16 protein-coding genes are annotated in these 16,839 nt (G+C 67.9%); 12 read left to right on the forward strand and 4 right to left on the reverse strand.

Annotated features, from left to right (window positions below):
- Positions 1-106 precede the first annotated feature (106 nt).
- Positions 107-796, reverse strand: a complete 690-nt coding sequence (locus M6D93_RS03355; RefSeq protein WP_249772942.1) for a TetR family transcriptional regulator — start codon at positions 794-796, stop codon at positions 107-109.
- Positions 797-897: 101 nt separating this feature from the next.
- Here M6D93_RS03355 and M6D93_RS03360 point away from each other — a divergent pair, with 101 nt between their 5' ends.
- The gene (locus M6D93_RS03360; RefSeq protein WP_249772943.1) at positions 898-1,698 is read left to right on the forward strand and encodes a Crp/Fnr family transcriptional regulator; all 801 of its coding nucleotides are present in this window, start codon (positions 898-900) and stop codon (positions 1,696-1,698) included.
- A gap of 71 nt (positions 1,699-1,769) precedes the next feature.
- Positions 1,770-2,426, forward strand: coding sequence for an aldolase/citrate lyase family protein (locus M6D93_RS03365; RefSeq protein WP_249772944.1), 657 nt, complete (start codon positions 1,770-1,772; stop codon positions 2,424-2,426).
- Here M6D93_RS03365 and M6D93_RS03370 read toward each other — a convergent pair.
- The gene (locus M6D93_RS03370) at positions 2,398-3,354 is read right to left on the reverse strand and encodes a LysR family transcriptional regulator (protein WP_249772945.1); all 957 of its coding nucleotides are present in this window, start codon (positions 3,352-3,354) and stop codon (positions 2,398-2,400) included. The genes M6D93_RS03365 and M6D93_RS03370 overlap by 29 nt on opposite strands.
- 83 nt (positions 3,355-3,437) lie before the next feature.
- On the opposite strand from M6D93_RS03370, the gene M6D93_RS03375 reads away from it, so the two are divergent.
- The 5 genes from M6D93_RS03375 to M6D93_RS03395 all read left to right on the forward strand — a co-directional run bounded on the left by M6D93_RS03375 (position 3,438) and on the right by M6D93_RS03395 (position 7,595).
- Positions 3,438-4,223: an amino acid ABC transporter ATP-binding protein gene (locus M6D93_RS03375; RefSeq protein WP_249772946.1), complete on the forward strand. Its 786-nt coding sequence runs from the start codon at positions 3,438-3,440 to the stop codon at positions 4,221-4,223.
- Between the two features lie 29 nt (positions 4,224-4,252).
- Positions 4,253-5,218: a glutamate ABC transporter substrate-binding protein gene (locus M6D93_RS03380; protein WP_249772947.1), complete on the forward strand. Its 966-nt coding sequence runs from the start codon at positions 4,253-4,255 to the stop codon at positions 5,216-5,218.
- 32 nt (positions 5,219-5,250) lie between these two features.
- Entirely contained in the window at positions 5,251-5,895 is a 645-nt protein-coding gene (locus M6D93_RS03385; RefSeq protein ID WP_249772948.1) for an amino acid ABC transporter permease, read from the forward strand.
- Positions 5,892-6,770: an amino acid ABC transporter permease gene (locus M6D93_RS03390; RefSeq protein WP_249772949.1), complete on the forward strand. Its 879-nt coding sequence runs from the start codon at positions 5,892-5,894 to the stop codon at positions 6,768-6,770. The genes M6D93_RS03385 and M6D93_RS03390 overlap by 4 nt, the downstream gene beginning before the upstream one ends.
- Positions 6,771-6,845: 75 nt before the next feature.
- Complete coding sequence (locus tag M6D93_RS03395) at positions 6,846-7,595, forward strand: class II glutamine amidotransferase (protein ID WP_249772950.1); 750 nt, start codon at positions 6,846-6,848, stop codon at positions 7,593-7,595.
- Between the two features lie 19 nt (positions 7,596-7,614).
- On the opposite strand, the gene M6D93_RS03400 is transcribed toward M6D93_RS03395, so the two are convergent.
- The gene (locus tag M6D93_RS03400; protein WP_249772951.1) at positions 7,615-7,863 is read right to left on the reverse strand and encodes a hypothetical protein; all 249 of its coding nucleotides are present in this window, start codon (positions 7,861-7,863) and stop codon (positions 7,615-7,617) included.
- A gap of 125 nt (positions 7,864-7,988) precedes the next feature.
- Here M6D93_RS03400 and M6D93_RS03405 point away from each other — a divergent pair, with 125 nt between their 5' ends.
- Together M6D93_RS03405 and M6D93_RS03410 are read left to right on the forward strand one after the other, a co-directional pair.
- Positions 7,989-9,353 carry an NAD(P)/FAD-dependent oxidoreductase gene (locus M6D93_RS03405; protein WP_249772952.1) on the forward strand — a complete coding sequence of 455 codons (1,365 nt, stop codon included), beginning with the start codon at positions 7,989-7,991 and terminating at the stop codon, positions 9,351-9,353.
- A gap of 187 nt (positions 9,354-9,540) precedes the next feature.
- The gene (locus M6D93_RS03410; protein ID WP_249772953.1) at positions 9,541-12,492 is read left to right on the forward strand and encodes a glycoside hydrolase family 2 TIM barrel-domain containing protein; all 2,952 of its coding nucleotides are present in this window, start codon (positions 9,541-9,543) and stop codon (positions 12,490-12,492) included.
- Between the two features lie 34 nt (positions 12,493-12,526).
- On the opposite strand, the gene M6D93_RS03415 is transcribed toward M6D93_RS03410, so the two are convergent.
- Positions 12,527-12,730, reverse strand: a complete 204-nt coding sequence (locus M6D93_RS03415; RefSeq protein ID WP_249772954.1) for a hypervirulence associated TUDOR domain-containing protein — start codon at positions 12,728-12,730, stop codon at positions 12,527-12,529.
- 221 nt (positions 12,731-12,951) lie between these two features.
- Here M6D93_RS03415 and M6D93_RS03420 point away from each other — a divergent pair, with 221 nt between their 5' ends.
- The 3 genes from M6D93_RS03420 to M6D93_RS03430 all read left to right on the forward strand — a co-directional run bounded on the left by M6D93_RS03420 (position 12,952) and on the right by M6D93_RS03430 (position 16,837).
- Positions 12,952-14,097: a geranylgeranyl reductase family protein gene (locus M6D93_RS03420; protein WP_249772955.1), complete on the forward strand. Its 1,146-nt coding sequence runs from the start codon at positions 12,952-12,954 to the stop codon at positions 14,095-14,097.
- Positions 14,098-14,227: 130 nt separating this feature from the next.
- The gene (locus M6D93_RS03425) at positions 14,228-15,421 is read left to right on the forward strand and encodes an ROK family transcriptional regulator (RefSeq protein ID WP_249772956.1); all 1,194 of its coding nucleotides are present in this window, start codon (positions 14,228-14,230) and stop codon (positions 15,419-15,421) included.
- 45 nt (positions 15,422-15,466) lie between these two features.
- Entirely contained in the window at positions 15,467-16,837 is a 1,371-nt protein-coding gene (locus M6D93_RS03430) for an ABC transporter substrate-binding protein (protein ID WP_249772957.1), read from the forward strand.
- Positions 16,838-16,839: the final 2 nt, after the last annotated feature.

The raw sequence follows: 16,839 nt of genomic DNA on the forward strand, positions 1-16,839 counted from the left end.
CGTTCCGGCGAGCAGTCCGGCCCGCTCGGCCCGCTCGGCCCGTTCGGCCCGTTCGGCAGATCGAAGTCGGCCCGAACCACGTGGGACTGCCAGTCCGGCGGGCCGGTCAGTGAGGAGCCGAGGAGCCGTCGAGGGTTTGCCGTAGCCGGGGCAGGACCTCGTCGAGATCCTCGCTCGTGCGTATGACGATCAACGCCTGAGCGGCCTTGCTCGGCTCCAGGGGGGCTGCCACCTCGAAGCGCCACAGCGCCGCCAGCCCCGCGGTGGCCTGGTCGTACTCGGTCAGTGGCTGCTCGCTCTGCCGGCGCAGCCACCGCCGCAGCACATGGTTGTGGACGGTGACGACGGCACCGGAAAGCAGATCGGCGCGCAGCGAGTCCTCAGCCGAGCGTGAGCCGTGCTCGTCCAGGTAGTGGCGGAACAGTCGCTGGTACCGGGAGACACTGGCGATCTCACGGTTGCGCAAGGCTGTGACCGAGCTGGTCAGGCTGAATCGCAGCCGCGCCCGGTCGCCTTCGTCGAGGTAGTGCAGCAGGATCGTGCGGGCGCCGCGGAACAGGGTCGGGACCACCTCGGCCTCGGTCACGGCCTGGGCCAGCAGGGACTCGACCTGCTCGACGATGCGGTCATGATCGGGGAAAATCACGTCCTCCTTGGAGGCGAAGGTGCGGAAGAAGGTCCTGCGCCCGACGCCGGCCCGCTCGGCGATGTCCTCCACGGTGGTCGCCTCGAAGCCCTGCTCCTCGAACAACGCGAAGGCCGCATCGGTCAGTCGCGTTCGCGTGTCGGCTGCCATTGCGCCCCTCTCGTGCACGGATGTACTCTCGTGGCACTCAGTATCATTTCATGGCATCAAGTGCCAGGACAAGGGCGCCACGGACTCAGGGGGTCACGATAATGACGACAGCGGTTGTTCAACCCACCCAGGCAGCTCTGTCGGCCCTCGGCCCCGGCACGGCCCGCCGGCACCTGGTGAGCATCGCGCCCACAGCGACCACAGCGACCACAGCGGCGACCGCGAACGTGGCTCGGATCGGCGGCGTCGCGCTCGAGGAATACGCCGCACTGGCGGCGACTGATCTGTTGCGTGGCCTTGACGAGAGCTGCATCCAAGCGGTCGTCGCGCAGGCTCGGTTCGCCCGCCACGCCGCAAAGGACGTCCTGCCCGACGCGGCCGGGTCGACCATCGTCGTGCTGAGCGGCACCCTCCGCGCGGAGCTGTTCGCCCGGACCGCCGACCAGAGCCTGACCTGGGTCGCCGGGCCCGGCCAACTGCTCGACGCCGGCGTGGACGAGACCGTCCAGGCGGTCACCGACTGCTGGACCGTCCGACTGGACACCAAGCGGCTGCGCGCGCTGGCCGAGCAGTTTCCGCCGTTGGCCCTGCGCCTTCTCGACATCACCGAGGCGGCCAAGACGCACGCTCGCGAAGCGCTCACCGATCTCGTCTTCCTCGACGCAGCCGCCCGCCTGGCCAAGCTGATGCTGCGCCTGGAACGGCAGTACGGCCAGCCCGTTGGCCAGGATCTGTTCGTCCAGCACAACCTGACCCAGTCGGACCTGGCCGCCATCCTCGGTTCCAGCCGCGAGACGATCAACAAGGCTCTGCGTGAGTTCACCAAGCGCGGCTGGGCCCGGATCTCGGTGGGCAGCTTCGTCATCCAGAACCGCGAACGGCTGATCCAGCGCTCTCGCTGAGGCCCGGGGCACGCGAATAGAGTGGGCATTCGGCCCGCGGTGGTCGGGACTGTCGGACTTCGGGAGGCCGGGTGAGCGACCTTGAGGTATGGCTGCTCGGCGGCTGCACGGACCTGCGGCGGTACGAGGTCGACTCCGCGGCCGACGGCGTCCTGATCTGTGATCTGACGACCGGGACCGACGCGCGGGAGAAACGCGAGCACCGGCGGGACCTGTCCCAGTGGCTGGCTCACGGCGGCCGCGCCGTGGCCCGGGTCAACAGCATCACCACGCCGTTCTGCGGCGAGGACGTCGAGGAGGTGCTCGGCCTTCCCGGCTTGTCCGCGCTGCTGCTGCCCGACATCCGCGTCCCGGCGGCGCTGCGCAGCTTCGCCAAGCGGATCGCCCGGGCGGAGGTGCCGGTGCTGGCCGAGATCGCCAGCGCCGAGGGCGTTGCTCGTGCCGCTGAGATTGCCGAGGTCCCCGGCGTCGATGGACTCGTGTTCGATCCGATGGCCTACGCCCTCGATCTCGGTGCCGCGCTCAACGAGCGGATCCTGAGCCATCCGCGTTCGGTGCTCGCGGTCGCCTCCCGGGCTCTCAGGCTGGAGGCGCCGGTCGAGTACGAGGTGAGCCTGGAGGCAGGCAGCCCGGCCGACTACGGATTCCGGGGCTTGGTGCGGTCGGTGCGGTCGGTCACGGCGCCGCCGGTGCGGTCGGTCACGGTGCCGCCGGCGTCGCGGGGCTAGTCCGGCCGGACGGGCGGCGGGTGTCGACCTGGGCGCTGGCGATCGCGAGCTGGTCGGTCAGTGCGCGGACGGCCTCGACCCGCAGCATGTCCGGCCAGAGCTCGACCAGGATGTGTCGTTGTGGCCAGTCGATCAGCATGCGGGACACGATGCGCGGGTCACGGTGGGCGCGCAGGGCCAGGTCCGGTACGAGGGCGATCCCGAACCCGGCGGCGACCAGCGCCTGCATGACCACGTAGTCGTCGGCCACCATGAGGATCTTCGGCGTGAAGCCGGCCTCGGCCGCTGCTCGGTACAAGCGATCCTCGAACTGCGGGCTGGCGATGATGAACGTCGCTTCCCGCAGTTGTTCGAGGCCGACCAGGCGACGCGACGCGGACGGATGATCCATCGGCAGGATCAGGTGCATCGTCTCGACCAGCACCTCGCGCTGTTCCAGTCCGGAGTGCTCTCCCGCCTCAACCCCGCGCGCGCCGGAAAACCGATAGCACAGCGCGATATCGACGACGCCGCGCCGGACCAGCTCTTGGGCATGGGGCGGTTCGGCCTGCACGAGCTGGACCTCGACGTTCGGGTACCGGCGCCGCATCGCGGCCATCGCCGAGGGCACCACGGTCGCGCAGGAGGACGGGAAGGCGGCGAGCCGGACCAGGCCCGTCCCCGATGCGGCCAGCGACTCGAGGTCGTTCTCGGCCGCCCGGATCGCGGCCAGGATCCGGTCGGCATGGGCGAGCAACGCCTGTCCGGCCGAGGTGAGGGCCATCGTCCGTCCCGTCCGGACGGTCAGGGGCACGCCGACCGATTTCTCGAGGACCCTCATCTGATAGGTGATCGCCGGTTGGGTGAAACCCAGCTCGCGGGCGGCGGCCGAGTAGGACCCGGTTCGAGCGACCTCCTGGAGCAGTCGCAGTTGCTGGGGATCGAGCACCCGCCAATCATAAAGAAATTCTTGAGAACCGGTCCGATATCTCTATTGGACTTTTGGAAGAGCCGTCTTTAGGTTCATCAACTATGGCAGAGGCCGCGATCAACGCGAACGCCGAAAAGGCTGACTTTTCTGGCGAACCGCTCGTCCGCCTGACGGACGTCAGCAAGCACTACGGCCAGTTCGAGGCGCTCCGCCAGATTAATCTGGACATCGCTCGTGGCGAGGTTGTGGTCGTCGTCGGCGCGTCCGGATCGGGCAAGTCCACCCTCTGCCGCTGCATCAACCGGCTGGAGAGCATCAGCAGCGGCACGATCACCGTCGACGGCACGCCCCTGCCGGAGGAGGGCCGAGCGCTGGCGCAGTTGCGCAGCGACGTCGGCATGGTCTTCCAATCGTTCAACCTGTTCGGACACAAGACCGTTCTGGACAACGTCACCCTCGGCCCGACGAAGGTCCGTGGCCTCGGCAAGGCCGAGGCGCAGACGCAGGCCCGCGCGCTCCTGGCCCGGGTCGGAGTCGCGGAGAAGGAGAACAGCTACCCCGCTGAACTGTCCGGTGGACAGCAGCAGCGGGTGGCGATCGCCCGTGCCCTGGCGATGAAGCCGAAGCTGATGCTCTTCGACGAGCCCACGTCCGCGCTGGACCCCGAGATGATCAAGGAGGTTCTCGACGTGATGACCGAGCTCGCCTCCGACGGCATGACGATGGTCGTGGTGACCCACGAGATGGGTTTCGCCCGGCAGGCAGCCGATCGCGTGGTGTTCATGGACGCCGGCCAGATCGCCGAGGAAGCGACGCCGGAGGACTTCTTCCGCGCCCCGAAGACCGACCGTGCCCGCGACTTCCTGTCCAAGATTCTCGCGCACTGACCGCGCACCCAACCGCACCGGAGGACCCTATGCCCGCTCAGCCCACGCTTTCCCGCCGTGCCTTCGGGGCGAGCGCCGTCGCCGTCGTCGCCGTGCTCGCACTCGGCGCGTGCAGCAGTTCGAAGAATTCGCCCTCGATCGACGGCAACGTCGGCGCCAAGGCCGGCAGCGCCTACGACTCACTGATCACCGCCGCGCCGATCGCGTCCAGTGGCGACGTCGACGCCAACACCTGGGCGAAGAAGATCAAGGCACAGGGTTACCTCAAGACCGGGGGCACCGATTCCGGGCCGTTGTTCTCGATCAAGGACCTCAAGACCGGTGAGCTCACCGGTTTCGACGCGGGCCTGTCCCAGATGCTCGCGCACTACATCACCGGTAAGACCGATGTGAAGGGCCTGACCAAGCTCACCATCACCACCGTCGACACCCGCGAAACCCTCTTGCAGAACAACAGCGTCGACGCCGTTTTCGCCACCTACTCGATCACCCCCGAACGCGCCACGAAGGTCAACTTCGCCGGACCGTACTACCAGTCCGGGGACGCCATCATGGTCAAGAAGGGCAACACCTCGATCAAGTCGGTCAGTGATCTCAACGGCAAGACGGTCGCGACCGAGAGCAACTCCACCGCCGCGCTGCAGATCAAGAAGCTCGCACCGTCGGCGAAGGTCCTGTTGTTCAAGGAAGACGCCCAGTGCGTGGCTGCGGTGCAGCAGGGCCGGGCCGACGCCTACGTCCTGGACCAGGGCATTCTGATCGGCGACGCTCAGAGCAACCCGGCCGTCGAGGTGGTGGGTGGTGACCCGTTCACCGTTGACCCCTACGGCATCGGACTGAACAAGGACAGCGACGCCAAGGCGTTCGTCAACGCGTTCCTGCAGAAGATCTACGACAGCGGAGACTGGGCCAAGCTCTGGAAGGCCACCATCGGCACGGTCGTCAGTGGCAACGCGCCCACCCCGCCGAAGCTGGGTTCGGTCGACGGTTCCTGAGTGAGGCGCGTCCGAGAGGAGGGAGCACGCACGTGCACGTCCTGACCGACAACATCGGCTTCCTGATGGGCGGCGTGCTCATCACGGTCGAGTTGACCGTGCTCGGATTCCTGGGCGCCCTGCTGCTCGGCACGATTCTCGCCGTGTGCCGGGTCAGCCCCATCACGCCGCTACGGGTCGTGGCCTCGGTGTACGTCGAGTTCTTCCGCAACATTCCCCTGCTGTCGCTGCTGGTTCTGGTCGTCTTCGGCCTGCCCGATGCGGGCTTGACGCTCTCGACGTTCGTCTCGGCCTGGATCTGCCTGGCCCTGTCGGGTTCGGCCTTCGCCTGCGAGGCCATCCGTGGCGGCATCAACTCCGTCGCGGTGGGACAGGCGGAGGCCGCGCGGGCGATCGGGCTGACCTTCACTCAGAACCTGCGTTTCGTCATACTGCCGCAGGCCTTTCGGGTCATGGTTCAGCCGCTGGTCAACACGTTCATCGGCGTCCTGCTCAGTTCCGCCCTGGCTGCCGTGGTCAGCGTGAACGATCTCACCGGCCGCGCGCAGTTCCTCAACCTCGAGTCGGCCGAGGCCGTGCTGTGCTTCCTGTTCGCCGGGGCGGTGTATCTGGTGCTCGCGCTGGGTAGTGGCGCATTCGGAGGCTGGCTCGAGCGCAAGGTGGCGATCAGGCGATGAGTGTCAATCGGGTCCTGTTCGACGCCCCCGGACCGCGTGCGCGCCGACGAATCGTCTATGTCACCGGGGGATCGGTGATCGTCGTGCTGGGAGTGCTCGGGCTGGCGTTGCGCCAGCTCGATGCGCATGGTCAACTCGCCCAGTACCGCTGGCGGCCCTTCCTGACCACGCCGTATCTGCGGGTGATCTGGCAGGGGCTGGAAGGAACGCTGCGGGCCACCGCGATGAGCGCGGTCCTGGCCTTCCCGCTCGGGATCGTGCTGGCCCTGCTCCGGCTCTCGCCACGGCGCGTGGTGAGTTGGCTGGCCACCGCCTACATCGAGGTGTTCCGCTCGATTCCGTTGCTGCTGCTGATCTATGCCTTCCTGCTGGCGCTGCCGAGGTACTCGATCAACCTGCCCATCTTCTACAAGCTCGTCGTGCCGATCGTGCTCGTCAGCTCCGCCGTCATCGCCGAAGTCGTCCGCGCCGGCGTGAAGGCGCTGGACAGCGGGCAGGGCGAGGCCGCCGTCGCGATCGGGCTGCGTTACTCGCAGGTGATGCGGCTGGTCGTGCTGCCCCAGTCACTGCGATTGGTGTTGCCGACCTTGGTGGCGCAGCTGATCACGCTGCTGAAGGAGAGCACGCTCGGCTACGCGGTGAGCTATCCGGAACTGATGAAGCAGGGCGACTTCCTGACCGCCCGCACGCACCTGCTGCTGCAGACCTACGTGATCATCGCGGTGATCTACGTGGTCATCAACTTCCTGCTCGGGCAGTTGGCCGCGCAGGTCGAACGCCGGTTGCGACGCCGGCCGGGCGGGTCGGCCTTCGCTCGCACCCGTGAACTCGACCCGGCCAACCCGCCCGGAGCCCGGCTCGCGACGACCGCATAGGGCCACACCGACTCGGCCCGGCGGGCAGAGCCGGACATCCGGCTACGAACAAGACCGAAGGGCAGACGAACGCCGATGTGCCGATTGCTGGGTGTGATCTCCCGCGAGGCCGCGCCACTCACCGAGACCCTGGCCACCGACCTGGCGCCGTTCGCGGCGCTGTCGGCCGTGCACTGTGACGGGTGGGGAATGGCCTACTGGGATCGCGACGACGACCTGGTGCTGCGCAAGGAGGCGCAGGCCGCCTCCGACAGTGAGCGGTTCTGGGACGAGGCGAAACAGGCCGACACCGACGCCGCCGTCCTGCACCTGCGCAAGGCTTCCTCGGGCATGATCCCCAATCTCGCCAACACCCATCCCTTCGTCGCCGGGAGCGTCGCCTTCGCTCACAACGGCTACTTCTCGCCGATGCAGCGCGTGGAGGCGCTGTTGAGCGAAACCGGCGGTCGGAGCCCGGAGGGTGACACCGACAGCGAGCGCTACTTCGGGCTCGTCCTGGCGGCCATGCGCTCGCTCGGTCCGGTGGAGGCGCTGCAGGCGACGGCAGCGCAGATTCGGCGGGCCAGCGAGCATCTGGTGTCGCTCAACGCCCTGGTACTGACCCATCGCTCCCTGTTTGCCTTTGCCTACTGGGACGAATCGGTTCCTCCCAGCGCCGAGGCGGGTACCGCCACCTACGAACTGATGTTCCGCGTGAGTGCGGACTCGGTCACCGTCGCCTCGGACGGTTGGGAACCACCCGGACCTCAGTGGGAGCGGATCGCCAACGGAATGGTGCTCGAGGTCCGGCGGGACGACCTGCGGGTGACGGTGCACCGCGGCTGATTCGGCCGGCCCGCAGTGTTCAGCCCTGAAGGCCGTCGACGCCGTCGACGCAGGCGTAGAACTCGCCCAGGCCGAAGGGGTAGAACAGGCTGGCGACGCCCGAACCGGTGATGACCTCGATGCCGCCGTCGATCTCAGCGACCCAGGCGTCCACCGATTCCTCGGCGCGGATCAGGTCGCTGAGCCTTTCGATGTCGCTGGTTTCGGTCACGCGCAGCAGGTCGTCCAGACAGGTTATGTGCAGGTGGTCACCGACGAACTCGCTCATCCCGGCACCTCCCTCGGATCGGTCCTCTCGTCGCACGGCATCGACTTCGTTCGCCCTTCCCATCGACCGTCCGCCGCCCACCTTGAGGAGAGCTGTGCCGGTCGGGCGGCCATTAGGGTAGAGGCATGACATCGCAGAGCATCGGCCAGCGGCATCAGGTCGTGATCATCGGCTCGGGGTTCGGCGGCCTGTTCGCGGCGAAGGCGCTCGGGCACGCCAACCTCGACGTGACGATGATCAGCCGGCTGAACCATCACCTGTTCCAGCCGCTGCTGTACCAGGTCGCGACCGGCATCCTGTCCGAGGGCGAGGTGGCGCCGCCGACCCGCGACATCCTGCGCAAGCAGAAGAACGCCCAGGTACTGCTCGGCGATGTGACTGCGATCGATGTCCAGGAACGCACCGTCACCTCCAGTGCGGCGGGCATCACCACGGTGACGCCCTACGACACCCTCATTGTCGCCGCCGGCGCGGACACGTCCTACTTCGGGCACCCCGAGTACGCGCAGGTGGCTCCGGGCTTGAAGAGCATCGACGACGCGATGCAGATCCGGGCGCGGATCTTCGGCGCCTTCGAGGCCGCCGAGCTCGAACCGGATGCAACCAAGCGGGCCGAGTGGCTGACCTTCGTGGCGGTCGGTGCGGGGCCGACCGGGGTGGAGATGGCCGGCCAGCTGTCCGAGGTTGCGCACCGGACCCTGCGGGGCAACTTCCGGGCGATCAACCCCGCCGATGCCCGGATCATCCTTGTCGACGCGGCCGATCTGGTGCTGGGCTCGTTCGGCTATCACCTGTCGGCCAAGACCGTGACACAGCTGCAGAACCTCGGCGTCGAGGTGTGGCTGAACTCCATGGTCAAGGGCGTGGACGCGACCGGGATCGACGTCGTGGACAGTCACGGCGAGGCGTCGCGGATCAACAGCCGATGCGTCGTGTGGGCCGCCGGAGTGCAGGCCTCGCCGCTGGGGCGGTCGCTGGGCGAGCAGACCGGAGCGACGGTCGATCGTGCTGGGCGGATCGAGGTCAACCCGGACCTGACCCTGCCGGGCCATCCGGAGATCTTCGTGGTGGGCGACATGATCTCGCTCAACAACTACCCCGGGGTAGCCCAGGTCGCCATCCAGGGCGGCAAGTACGCCGCCGACCAGATCGACCGCAGGGTGCGGGGCAGGGCCGCCAAGGGTCCGTTCAAGTACTTCGACAAGGGGTCGATGGCGACGATCTCCCGGTTCCAGGCGGTGGCCAGCGTCGGACGCATCCGGCTGTTCGGCTTCGTCGCCTGGTTGTTGTGGCTCGGGGTGCACATCTTCTACCTCGTCGGCTTCAAGAACCGGATCGCGACCGTCTTCCACTGGGCGATCAGCTTCCTGGGCGACTCCCGGGCACAACGGGCGGGCGTGCTGCAGGAGGCCAAAGCGCACCCGCCCGTGCAGGCGCCCGCAACACCCGGTCCGATCGAGCAGTCCGACGGGCCGCCGGCTGAGTCCTGAGCCCGCGCTCAGGTCCCGTCCCGGTCGGCGCTGGGGGTTGACGTCAGGTTCTGTTGGATTATGTTTGAACCTGTCACGTTGAGTTCGGGCGAGCTGCGCAGCCATGACCGCTGTGTTGTCGTGCCTGCTGTGCCGTCCACCCGATTCACGACCGCCTGATCTGTCGAGAGGTTCCACCGTGTCCGCTGTGCCTGCTGAGTCCGTCGTGCCGCCGAGCGGTGCATCTCCCGCCGAGACGTCCTGGTTCGAGCAGTACTTTCCCAACACCGGTGCGCGCGAGCCCCGTTCCTGGCTTCGCAGCAGTGCCCCCGAGCTGAGCCTCAACGGGCAATGGCGCTTTCGTTACTCGACGCGAGCGGACCAGCCTGAGGACTTCCCCGCCCCTGATTTCGACGACGCCGCGTGGGATCACCTCGAGGTGCCGGCCCACTGGCAGCTCAACGGCTACGGCAAACCGGCGTACACGAACGTGCAGTATCCGTTTCCCGTCGACCCGCCGTTCGTGCCGGACGAGAACCCGACCGGTGACTACCGGCTCACCTTCACCGTCCCGGCGGGTTTCCTGGCCGCCGGCGATCGGGCCCTGCTGCGCTTCGACGGGGTCGACTCCGCCTACCGGGTGTGGCTCAACGGGACCGAGCTCGGCCGGGCAACCGGCTCCCGGCTGGCTTCGGAGTTCGATGTCACGTCACTGTTGACCGCGTCGAGCGACGGGGTCAACACCGTGGCGGTCCGCGTTCACCAATGGTCCTCGGCCAGCTACCTGGAGGACCAGGACATGTGGTGGCTGTCGGGCATCTTCCGCGACGTGACCCTGTTGGCTCGCCCGTCCGGCGGGATCGATGACGTCTTCGTGCACGCCGACTACGACCACCGGAGCGGCCAGGGCACGCTTCGGGTCGAATGCCCCGGCGACGGTTGGCTGACCGTTCCTGAGCTGGGGGTCGAGGCCGCCGCCAACGAGAGCACCGAGATCGCCGGTGTCGAGGCCTGGACGGCCGAGAATCCGCGGCTCTACGACGCGGAACTGCGGACCGCGGCCGAGACAGTGTCGCTGAGGATCGGCTTCCGGACCGTGGCCATCGTCGATGGTGTGTTCACCGTCAACGGGGCCCCCATCAAGCTGCGCGGGGTGAACCGCCACGAGGTCAACCCCGATCGCGGTCGTTCGGTGACCGAGTCCGACATGCTCGCCGACGTCCTGCTGATGAAGCAGCACAACATCAACGCGGTCCGGACCAGCCACTATCCGCCGCACCCGCGCTTCCTCGAACTGTGCGACGAGCACGGCCTGTGGGTCGTCGACGAGTGTGACCTGGAGACGCACGGGTTCTTCCTCAACGACTGGCGCGCCAACCCGACCGACGACGCACGGTGGGAAGAGGCACTGGTGGACCGGATGCGCCGGATGGTGCAGCGGGACAAGAACCACCCCTCGATCATCATGTGGTCGCTGGGCAACGAGAGCGGGCCGGGGCGCAACCTGACCGCGATGGCGGCCGCCGCGCGTGAGATCGATGGCAGTCGCCCGCTGCACTACGAGCACGACTGGTCGGTGCCCGACGTCGACGTCTACAGCCGGATGTACGCACCGCACGACGAGGTGGCCCAGATCGCCACCGGAACCGAACCACCGCTGCCTGATGCGGTGGCCGATCGCCGACGACGCGCGATGCCCTTCGTTCAGTGCGAATACGCGCACGCGATGGGTAACGGGCCGGGTGGCCTGCTGGAGTACCAGCAGCTGTTCGAGTCCTCCGATCGCTGCCTGGGCGGCTTCGTGTGGGAGTGGATCGACCACGGCCTGCGGCAGCTCGACTCCGACGGCCGTGAGCGCTGGGGCTACGGTGGCGACTTCGACGAGCCCTTGCACGACGGCAACTTCGTCGCCGACGGTCTGATCTTCCCGGACCGGACGCCTTCGCCGGGCCTGCTGGATTACGCCGCGGTCATCGCCCCGGTTCTGATCGAGGCTGATCCCGCCGGCGGCATCAGACTGACCAACCGGTACGACTTCGCCGACACCTCCGGGCTGACCTTCGACTGGATCCTGGAAGCCGGCGGCGTGGAGCTGCGGCGTGGAGCGCTGAGCGTTCCGGTGATCACCGCGCGGGGCTCGGCGGTGGTCGCGATACCGGAGGAAGCCGTGACCGCGGATCGGATCGACGGTGAGCGTTGGCTGACGGTGCGGGCGCGGCTGGCTGCCGCGAGCACGTTCGCCGACGCCGGGCACGAGGTGGCCTTCGGGCAGGTTCAGGTGCCTGCCGACTCGGTGCCGGACGCGATCCTGCCGCCGCCGGCGGATGTGCTGCCGGTCAGGGTCGGCTCGCAGATCGTGATCGGTCCGGCGGTGTTCGATGCCCGGACCGGCTCGCTGCTGCGGATCGGTTCACTGGCCGTGCTCGAGTCTCCGCGGCTGGATCTCTGGCGCGCCCCGACCGACAACGATCGCGGCGAGCATGGTCAGCCCGTCGAGCCGGTGTGGCGGGCGATGGGGCTGGACCGGCTGATGCATCGGATCGTGTCGGTGTCGGTGTCGGGGGGATCGCTCGTGGTGCGGTCACGGGTCGGCGCCGCGCGCACCGACCTGCTCTTCGACGTGCAGTACACCTGGACGGCCTCGGGCGAGGCGGGCGTGGCTCTGGAGGTCGCGGTATCGGCCAACCAGGAACTCACCGCTCCGCTGCCGCGCGTCGGTGTGCGGCTGCGCCTGCCGCGTTCGGTGGACGAGGTCGGTTGGTTCGGCCGCGGTCCGGGCGAGAGCTACCCCGACACCGGCTACGCGAACCGGATCGGTCAGTTCGCGGCCACGGTCGACGGGTTGCAGACGCCGTACGTGTATCCGCAGGAGAACGGTGCCCGATCGGAGACCAGGTGGGTGAGCCTCACCGCCGATGACGACCGCGGGATCGTCATCAGCGGGGAGCCGACGTTCTCCTTCACCGCCCGACGGTGGTCCTCCGAGCAGCTCGATCACGCCACCCACGAAGCGGAACTGCACGACGAGGACGCCATCTTCGTGACCCTCGATGCAGCCGAACAGGGCATCGGGACCGCCTCGTGCGGACCCGGCGTGCTGCCGCAGTACCAGCTGCGCGCGCTGCCCGAGCCGTTCCGCTTCGCGTTTTCCGCTGTCTGATTCGCCTGTGGTCTGACTCGGGTTCGGGCAGGGCTCAGGTCGGCGTCAGGGATGATTCCTTGTGCGCCGCCTGGGCCCCTGTCTTGTCCGATTCGACGATCCAGTACGGGTCGTCCTCAGAGGCGTTGAACTTCTGGCCGTCGAAGGTGAAGGGTTTCGTCCGTTTCTGAGTGGCCTTTCCGTGGGTCGGTCCTTGCGATGTGTTCCAGCGGACGCGGTCGCCGGTGCTGAGTGCCATGACCTCACGCTACGACTGCGTCTCAACCACGGCACCTTCGCGGAGTCCATCCGCCGCCGTAGCGCCTCCACCGCGCGAGCCTCGGCGAGCAGATCCAGCGACGACACGACTGGCCTTTCTCCACAGGCCGATTCCCGCTCATCCACAGTCGCTTCGGAGGGCCACGCACGGCCTCGGGGAGCCCCGCCGGTGTGACCGGTCAGGTAGGGGAGAATCCACGCGTGAACGAACGCAGTTGGGACGTGGCCGTGATCGGCGCCGGACCGGCCGGTGCCGCCGCCGCGTGGACCGCGGCACAGGCCGGGGCCAGGGTCCTGATCCTTGAGCGTGAGCGGCTGCCCCGGTACAAGCTGTGTGGCGGAGGTCTGATCGGTCCTTCGCTGGCTGCGTTGCCACCCGGTTTCACGCCGGCCAGCCGGGACTCGATCCACGCGGTGCGTTTCACCCATCGCGGCCGGGCCGGCCGCACCCGGCGCGGACCGGGTCCACTCATCGAACTGATCGACCGTCCCACCTTCGACGCCGGACTCGTGGACCGTGCCCGCGAGGCAGGGGCGCAGCTGCGGGACGGCGTCTCGGTGCGCGATCTCCACGACGACGGCGAGCTGGTGACGCTGTCCACCGACGGCGGTCCCGTCCGGGCACGATTCGTGGTGGGCGCCGACGGGAGCGCGGGCCGCAGCAGCCGTCTGGTCGGTGTGCAATTCGACCAGGTCGATCTGGGTCTGGAACACGAACTACCCGTCGCTGGCGAGCTTCGAGACTCGTGGCGAGGGATGGTCCACCTCGACTGGGGTCCACTGCCGGGCTCCTATGGTTGGGTCTTCCCGAAGGACGACTACCTCACGGTCGGGGTGATCGGCGCCCGCGAGCGGGGAGTCGAACTCAAGGCGTATCTGGCTGATTTCGTCGGCCAACTCGGTCTGGACGGAATCGAGCCCCGGCACAGCGGCGGTCACCTGACGCGGTGCCGGTCCGAGGACTCGCCACTGGCCCGCGGCCGGGTCCTGGTTGCCGGCGACGCCGCGGGCTTCCTCGAACCGTTCACTCGTGAAGGCATCTCGTTCGCGCTGCGCTCGGGTGCCATCGCCGGTTCGATCGCCGCGCAGCTGGCCCACGGGACGTTGGCGACCGCCGCTGCGGAGGCCGAATACCTCGATCAGGTAAGGGAAAGCCTGGTCCGGGAGATGGTGGCCGGGCAGGCGTTCATGCGGGCGTACGAGCGCCGGCCCGCAGTTTTCCACGCGGCGATCGTGGCGCTGCCGCCCGCCTGGTCGGCCTTCGGCGACATCGTCGCCGGGCGGGCCACCCTCGCCGACGCCCTGGAGCACCGCTGGGTCCGTGCGATCCTCGGCCGCCAGGCCTAGCGACGGGCGCAGCGGTTACCCGGTTGTGACCCGGGGCTATTGACGACGGTCGTGTCGTCCTTCTACCGTGGTCCAGACCAATAGGAAAGTTTCCATTCAATTACCGTGACCCGGGTCGGAGGCGCAGTCGATGAGCACTCGCCGGGCCGAAGGAGTCGCCTTTCCCGCCGGGCCGCAGGGGCTGCTGAGATCGCTGAACGCCCGCGCGGTGCTCGAACACATCCACCGGGCGGGCCCCGTCTCGCGCGGCGATCTGGCCGCCGCCACCGGCCTGTCCAAGCCCACGGTCGGGCTCGCGTTGCAGTCGCTGAGCGCGGCCGGAGTGCTCGACACCGACAGCCCGAGCAGCGGCCGTCCGGGCCCGTCGGCCGCCCTGTACCGGATTCGGCCGCTGAGCGGGCTGTCGATCGGCCTGGACGTCGGTCACGAATGGACCTACGCCGCGGTCGCCGACATCAGCGGAGAAATGCTGGCCCGTCGCAAGGTCCGCACCCGTCGACGGCTCACCACCCTGGTTCGCCAACTCTCCGATCTGGTTGCGGACCTCGCCGGTGATCTCGGTGTTCCGGCGTCCGGCTTCGCGCACGCCGTGATCGGGGTGCCCGCCGTGGTCGCGCCGTCGGGGCAGTCGCTGGCGCTGTGCGACGTGCTGCCCGACAACGGCCGCGGATTCCCGCAGGCCATCCGGGCCGCGCTGCCGATGCCGGTGACGCTGGAGAACGACGTCAACCTGGCGGCTTTGGGGGAGAGAGCGGTCGGGTACGGGCGAGACATCGAGAACTTCGCCTTCTGCTCGATCGGTACCGGTGTCGGTGTCGGCATCATCATCGGCGGCAAGCTCTATCGGGGCGTGTCCGGATCAGCGGGCGAGGTCGGATACCTCCCGGGCGACGATCCCACCGTGCCGGCCACCCCGCCGCTGCTGCGCGCGATGATCGACAGCACCCTGTCCGGCACCGCGATCGTCGATGAGGCGCTCGCCCAAGGCCTGCCCCCCGAACTCGACGGTCGCGCTGTCTTCGATCTGGCCCGAGCCGGCGACGAGCGGGCCACCCGGGTGGTGGACATCATCGCCCGCCGGATCGCCTACGTCATCTGCAGCGTTCTGGCGGTACTCGACCCCCAATTGGTCGTCCTGGGTGGTGGAGTCGGGCTCAACTCCGACCTGCTCCTCGATCCCGTGATGGGGCATATCCGTGCGATGTCGCCGTTCGAACCGCACGTGGAAGTGAGCAAGAGCGGCAGCGATGCCGTGTTGTTCGGTGCCGTGTCCATGGCCAGCGAGCTCGCGCGCGACGCGGTGTTCGCGGCGGCCTCCCGTTGATCCACCGTCCGTTCGTACCGCCTTCGAAGCAGGAGAGCTGACCGAATGAAGCATCAACCGTCCCACACCATTGCGCGATCATGTCTGGTAGCCGGCCTCGCGCTGGTCACCGCCCTGGCCACCGCCTGCACCGGCGGCGGGTCGAACAAGGCCGCCGCGCCGGCCTCGGTCATCGCCACCGACGCCAGCCATGCCCCGACGTCGATCACCGTGTGGTCGTTCAACACCCTGGCCAAGGAGGTCAAGGCGTTCCAGGACGATCTGGGCCGCCTGCACCAGAAATATCCCTGGCTGACCGTCAAGTTCGTGCCGGGCAAGGACGACGCCGCCTTCGCCAAGGCCGTCGCGGCCGGCGATCCACCGGACGTGTTCATCTCCACCGCGCCCGACTACGTCGGCCAGTTCTGTCACAACGGGACCGTGCTGGATATGAGCCAATACCTGAAGCTGGCCAACATCGACGTCACCAAGACCTTCCCGGCGGCCTCCCTGGTTTACACGCAGTACCAGGGCAAGCAATGCGCGCTGCCGCTGCTGACCGACGCCTACGGTCTCTATTACAACAAGAAGATGTTCGCCGCCGCGGGTATCGCGAGTCCGCCCAAGACGTTCTCCGAGCTGATCGACGATGCCAAGAAGCTGACCGTCAAGAATGCCGACGGTTCGATCAAGACCTTCGGTCTGGTCACCCGCACCGACTACAACCTCAACGCCAACATCTTCACCGGCGTCCACACCAACTCCAAGTTCTACGACGCCGCCGGCAAGGCGACCTTCGCCAGCGACCCCGGCTGGGCGAATATCCTGCAACTCGACAAGTCCCTGCAGGACTTCTACGGCGCCGGCAACGTGCAGAAGTTCGTCGGCCAGTACCAGCCGCACAGCGACGACGCCGCCAACGCCTTCGTCAAGGGTGCGGCCGCGATGGAGTACGACGGGGAATGGCATATCGGCGAGATCGCGGACGAGGCCCCGAACCTGGACTACGGAATCGCGCCGTTCCCAGTGCCCGACGACCAGCTTTCCCGTTACGGGGTCGGCAACACCCAGGGCACGGTGGTCTACATCCCGAGCCGGACCAAGCACGCGCAGGAGGCGTACTTCGCCGCCCAGCAGCTCACCACCGACACGACGTTCCTCACCACCCTGGCCGACGCGGTCAGCAATGTCCCGTCCACCTTCGACTCGCTCAAGGCTTGGGACCAGGCCGGCAACGAGCACTGGAAGGCGATGATCGACATCCTGACCAACCCCGGTTCGTACTACAAGCAACTGACCGCGGCCGGAGCTCAGGACGCGACCGCCTGGGGGACGTTCACCCAGAACTACGAACGGGGCAAGGCGGGTGATCTCACCGCGGCGCTGAAGAAGTTCGATCAGCAGGTCAACACGATGAACGCTCAGGCCGGACAGTGACC

Source organism: Jatrophihabitans telluris, from assembly GCF_023516435.1.
In the GTDB taxonomy this organism is placed as follows: domain Bacteria; phylum Actinomycetota; class Actinomycetes; order Mycobacteriales; family Jatrophihabitantaceae; genus Jatrophihabitans_A; species Jatrophihabitans_A telluris.

Excerpts from the sequence above, each read along its gene's own strand:
- M6D93_RS03360 (WP_249772943.1), top strand. The coding sequence starts at position 898 with ATGACGACAGCGGTTGTTCAACCCACCCAGGCAGCTCTGTCGGCCCTC.
- M6D93_RS03390 (WP_249772949.1), top strand. The coding sequence starts at position 5,892 with ATGAGTGTCAATCGGGTCCTGTTCGACGCCCCCGGACCGCGTGCGCGC.
- M6D93_RS03395 (WP_249772950.1), top strand. The coding sequence starts at position 6,846 with ATGTGCCGATTGCTGGGTGTGATCTCCCGCGAGGCCGCGCCACTCACC.
- M6D93_RS03380 (WP_249772947.1), top strand. The coding sequence starts at position 4,253 with ATGCCCGCTCAGCCCACGCTTTCCCGCCGTGCCTTCGGGGCGAGCGCC.
- M6D93_RS03415 (WP_249772954.1), bottom strand. The coding sequence starts at position 12,730 with ATGGCACTCAGCACCGGCGACCGCGTCCGCTGGAACACATCGCAAGGA.
- M6D93_RS03430 (WP_249772957.1), top strand. The coding sequence starts at position 15,467 with ATGAAGCATCAACCGTCCCACACCATTGCGCGATCATGTCTGGTAGCC.
- M6D93_RS03355 (WP_249772942.1), bottom strand. The coding sequence starts at position 796 with ATGGCAGCCGACACGCGAACGCGACTGACCGATGCGGCCTTCGCGTTG.
- M6D93_RS03375 (WP_249772946.1), top strand. The coding sequence starts at position 3,438 with ATGGCAGAGGCCGCGATCAACGCGAACGCCGAAAAGGCTGACTTTTCT.
- M6D93_RS03425 (WP_249772956.1), top strand. The coding sequence starts at position 14,228 with ATGAGCACTCGCCGGGCCGAAGGAGTCGCCTTTCCCGCCGGGCCGCAG.
- M6D93_RS03400 (WP_249772951.1), bottom strand. The coding sequence starts at position 7,863 with ATGAGCGAGTTCGTCGGTGACCACCTGCACATAACCTGTCTGGACGAC.
- M6D93_RS03405 (WP_249772952.1), top strand. The coding sequence starts at position 7,989 with ATGACATCGCAGAGCATCGGCCAGCGGCATCAGGTCGTGATCATCGGC.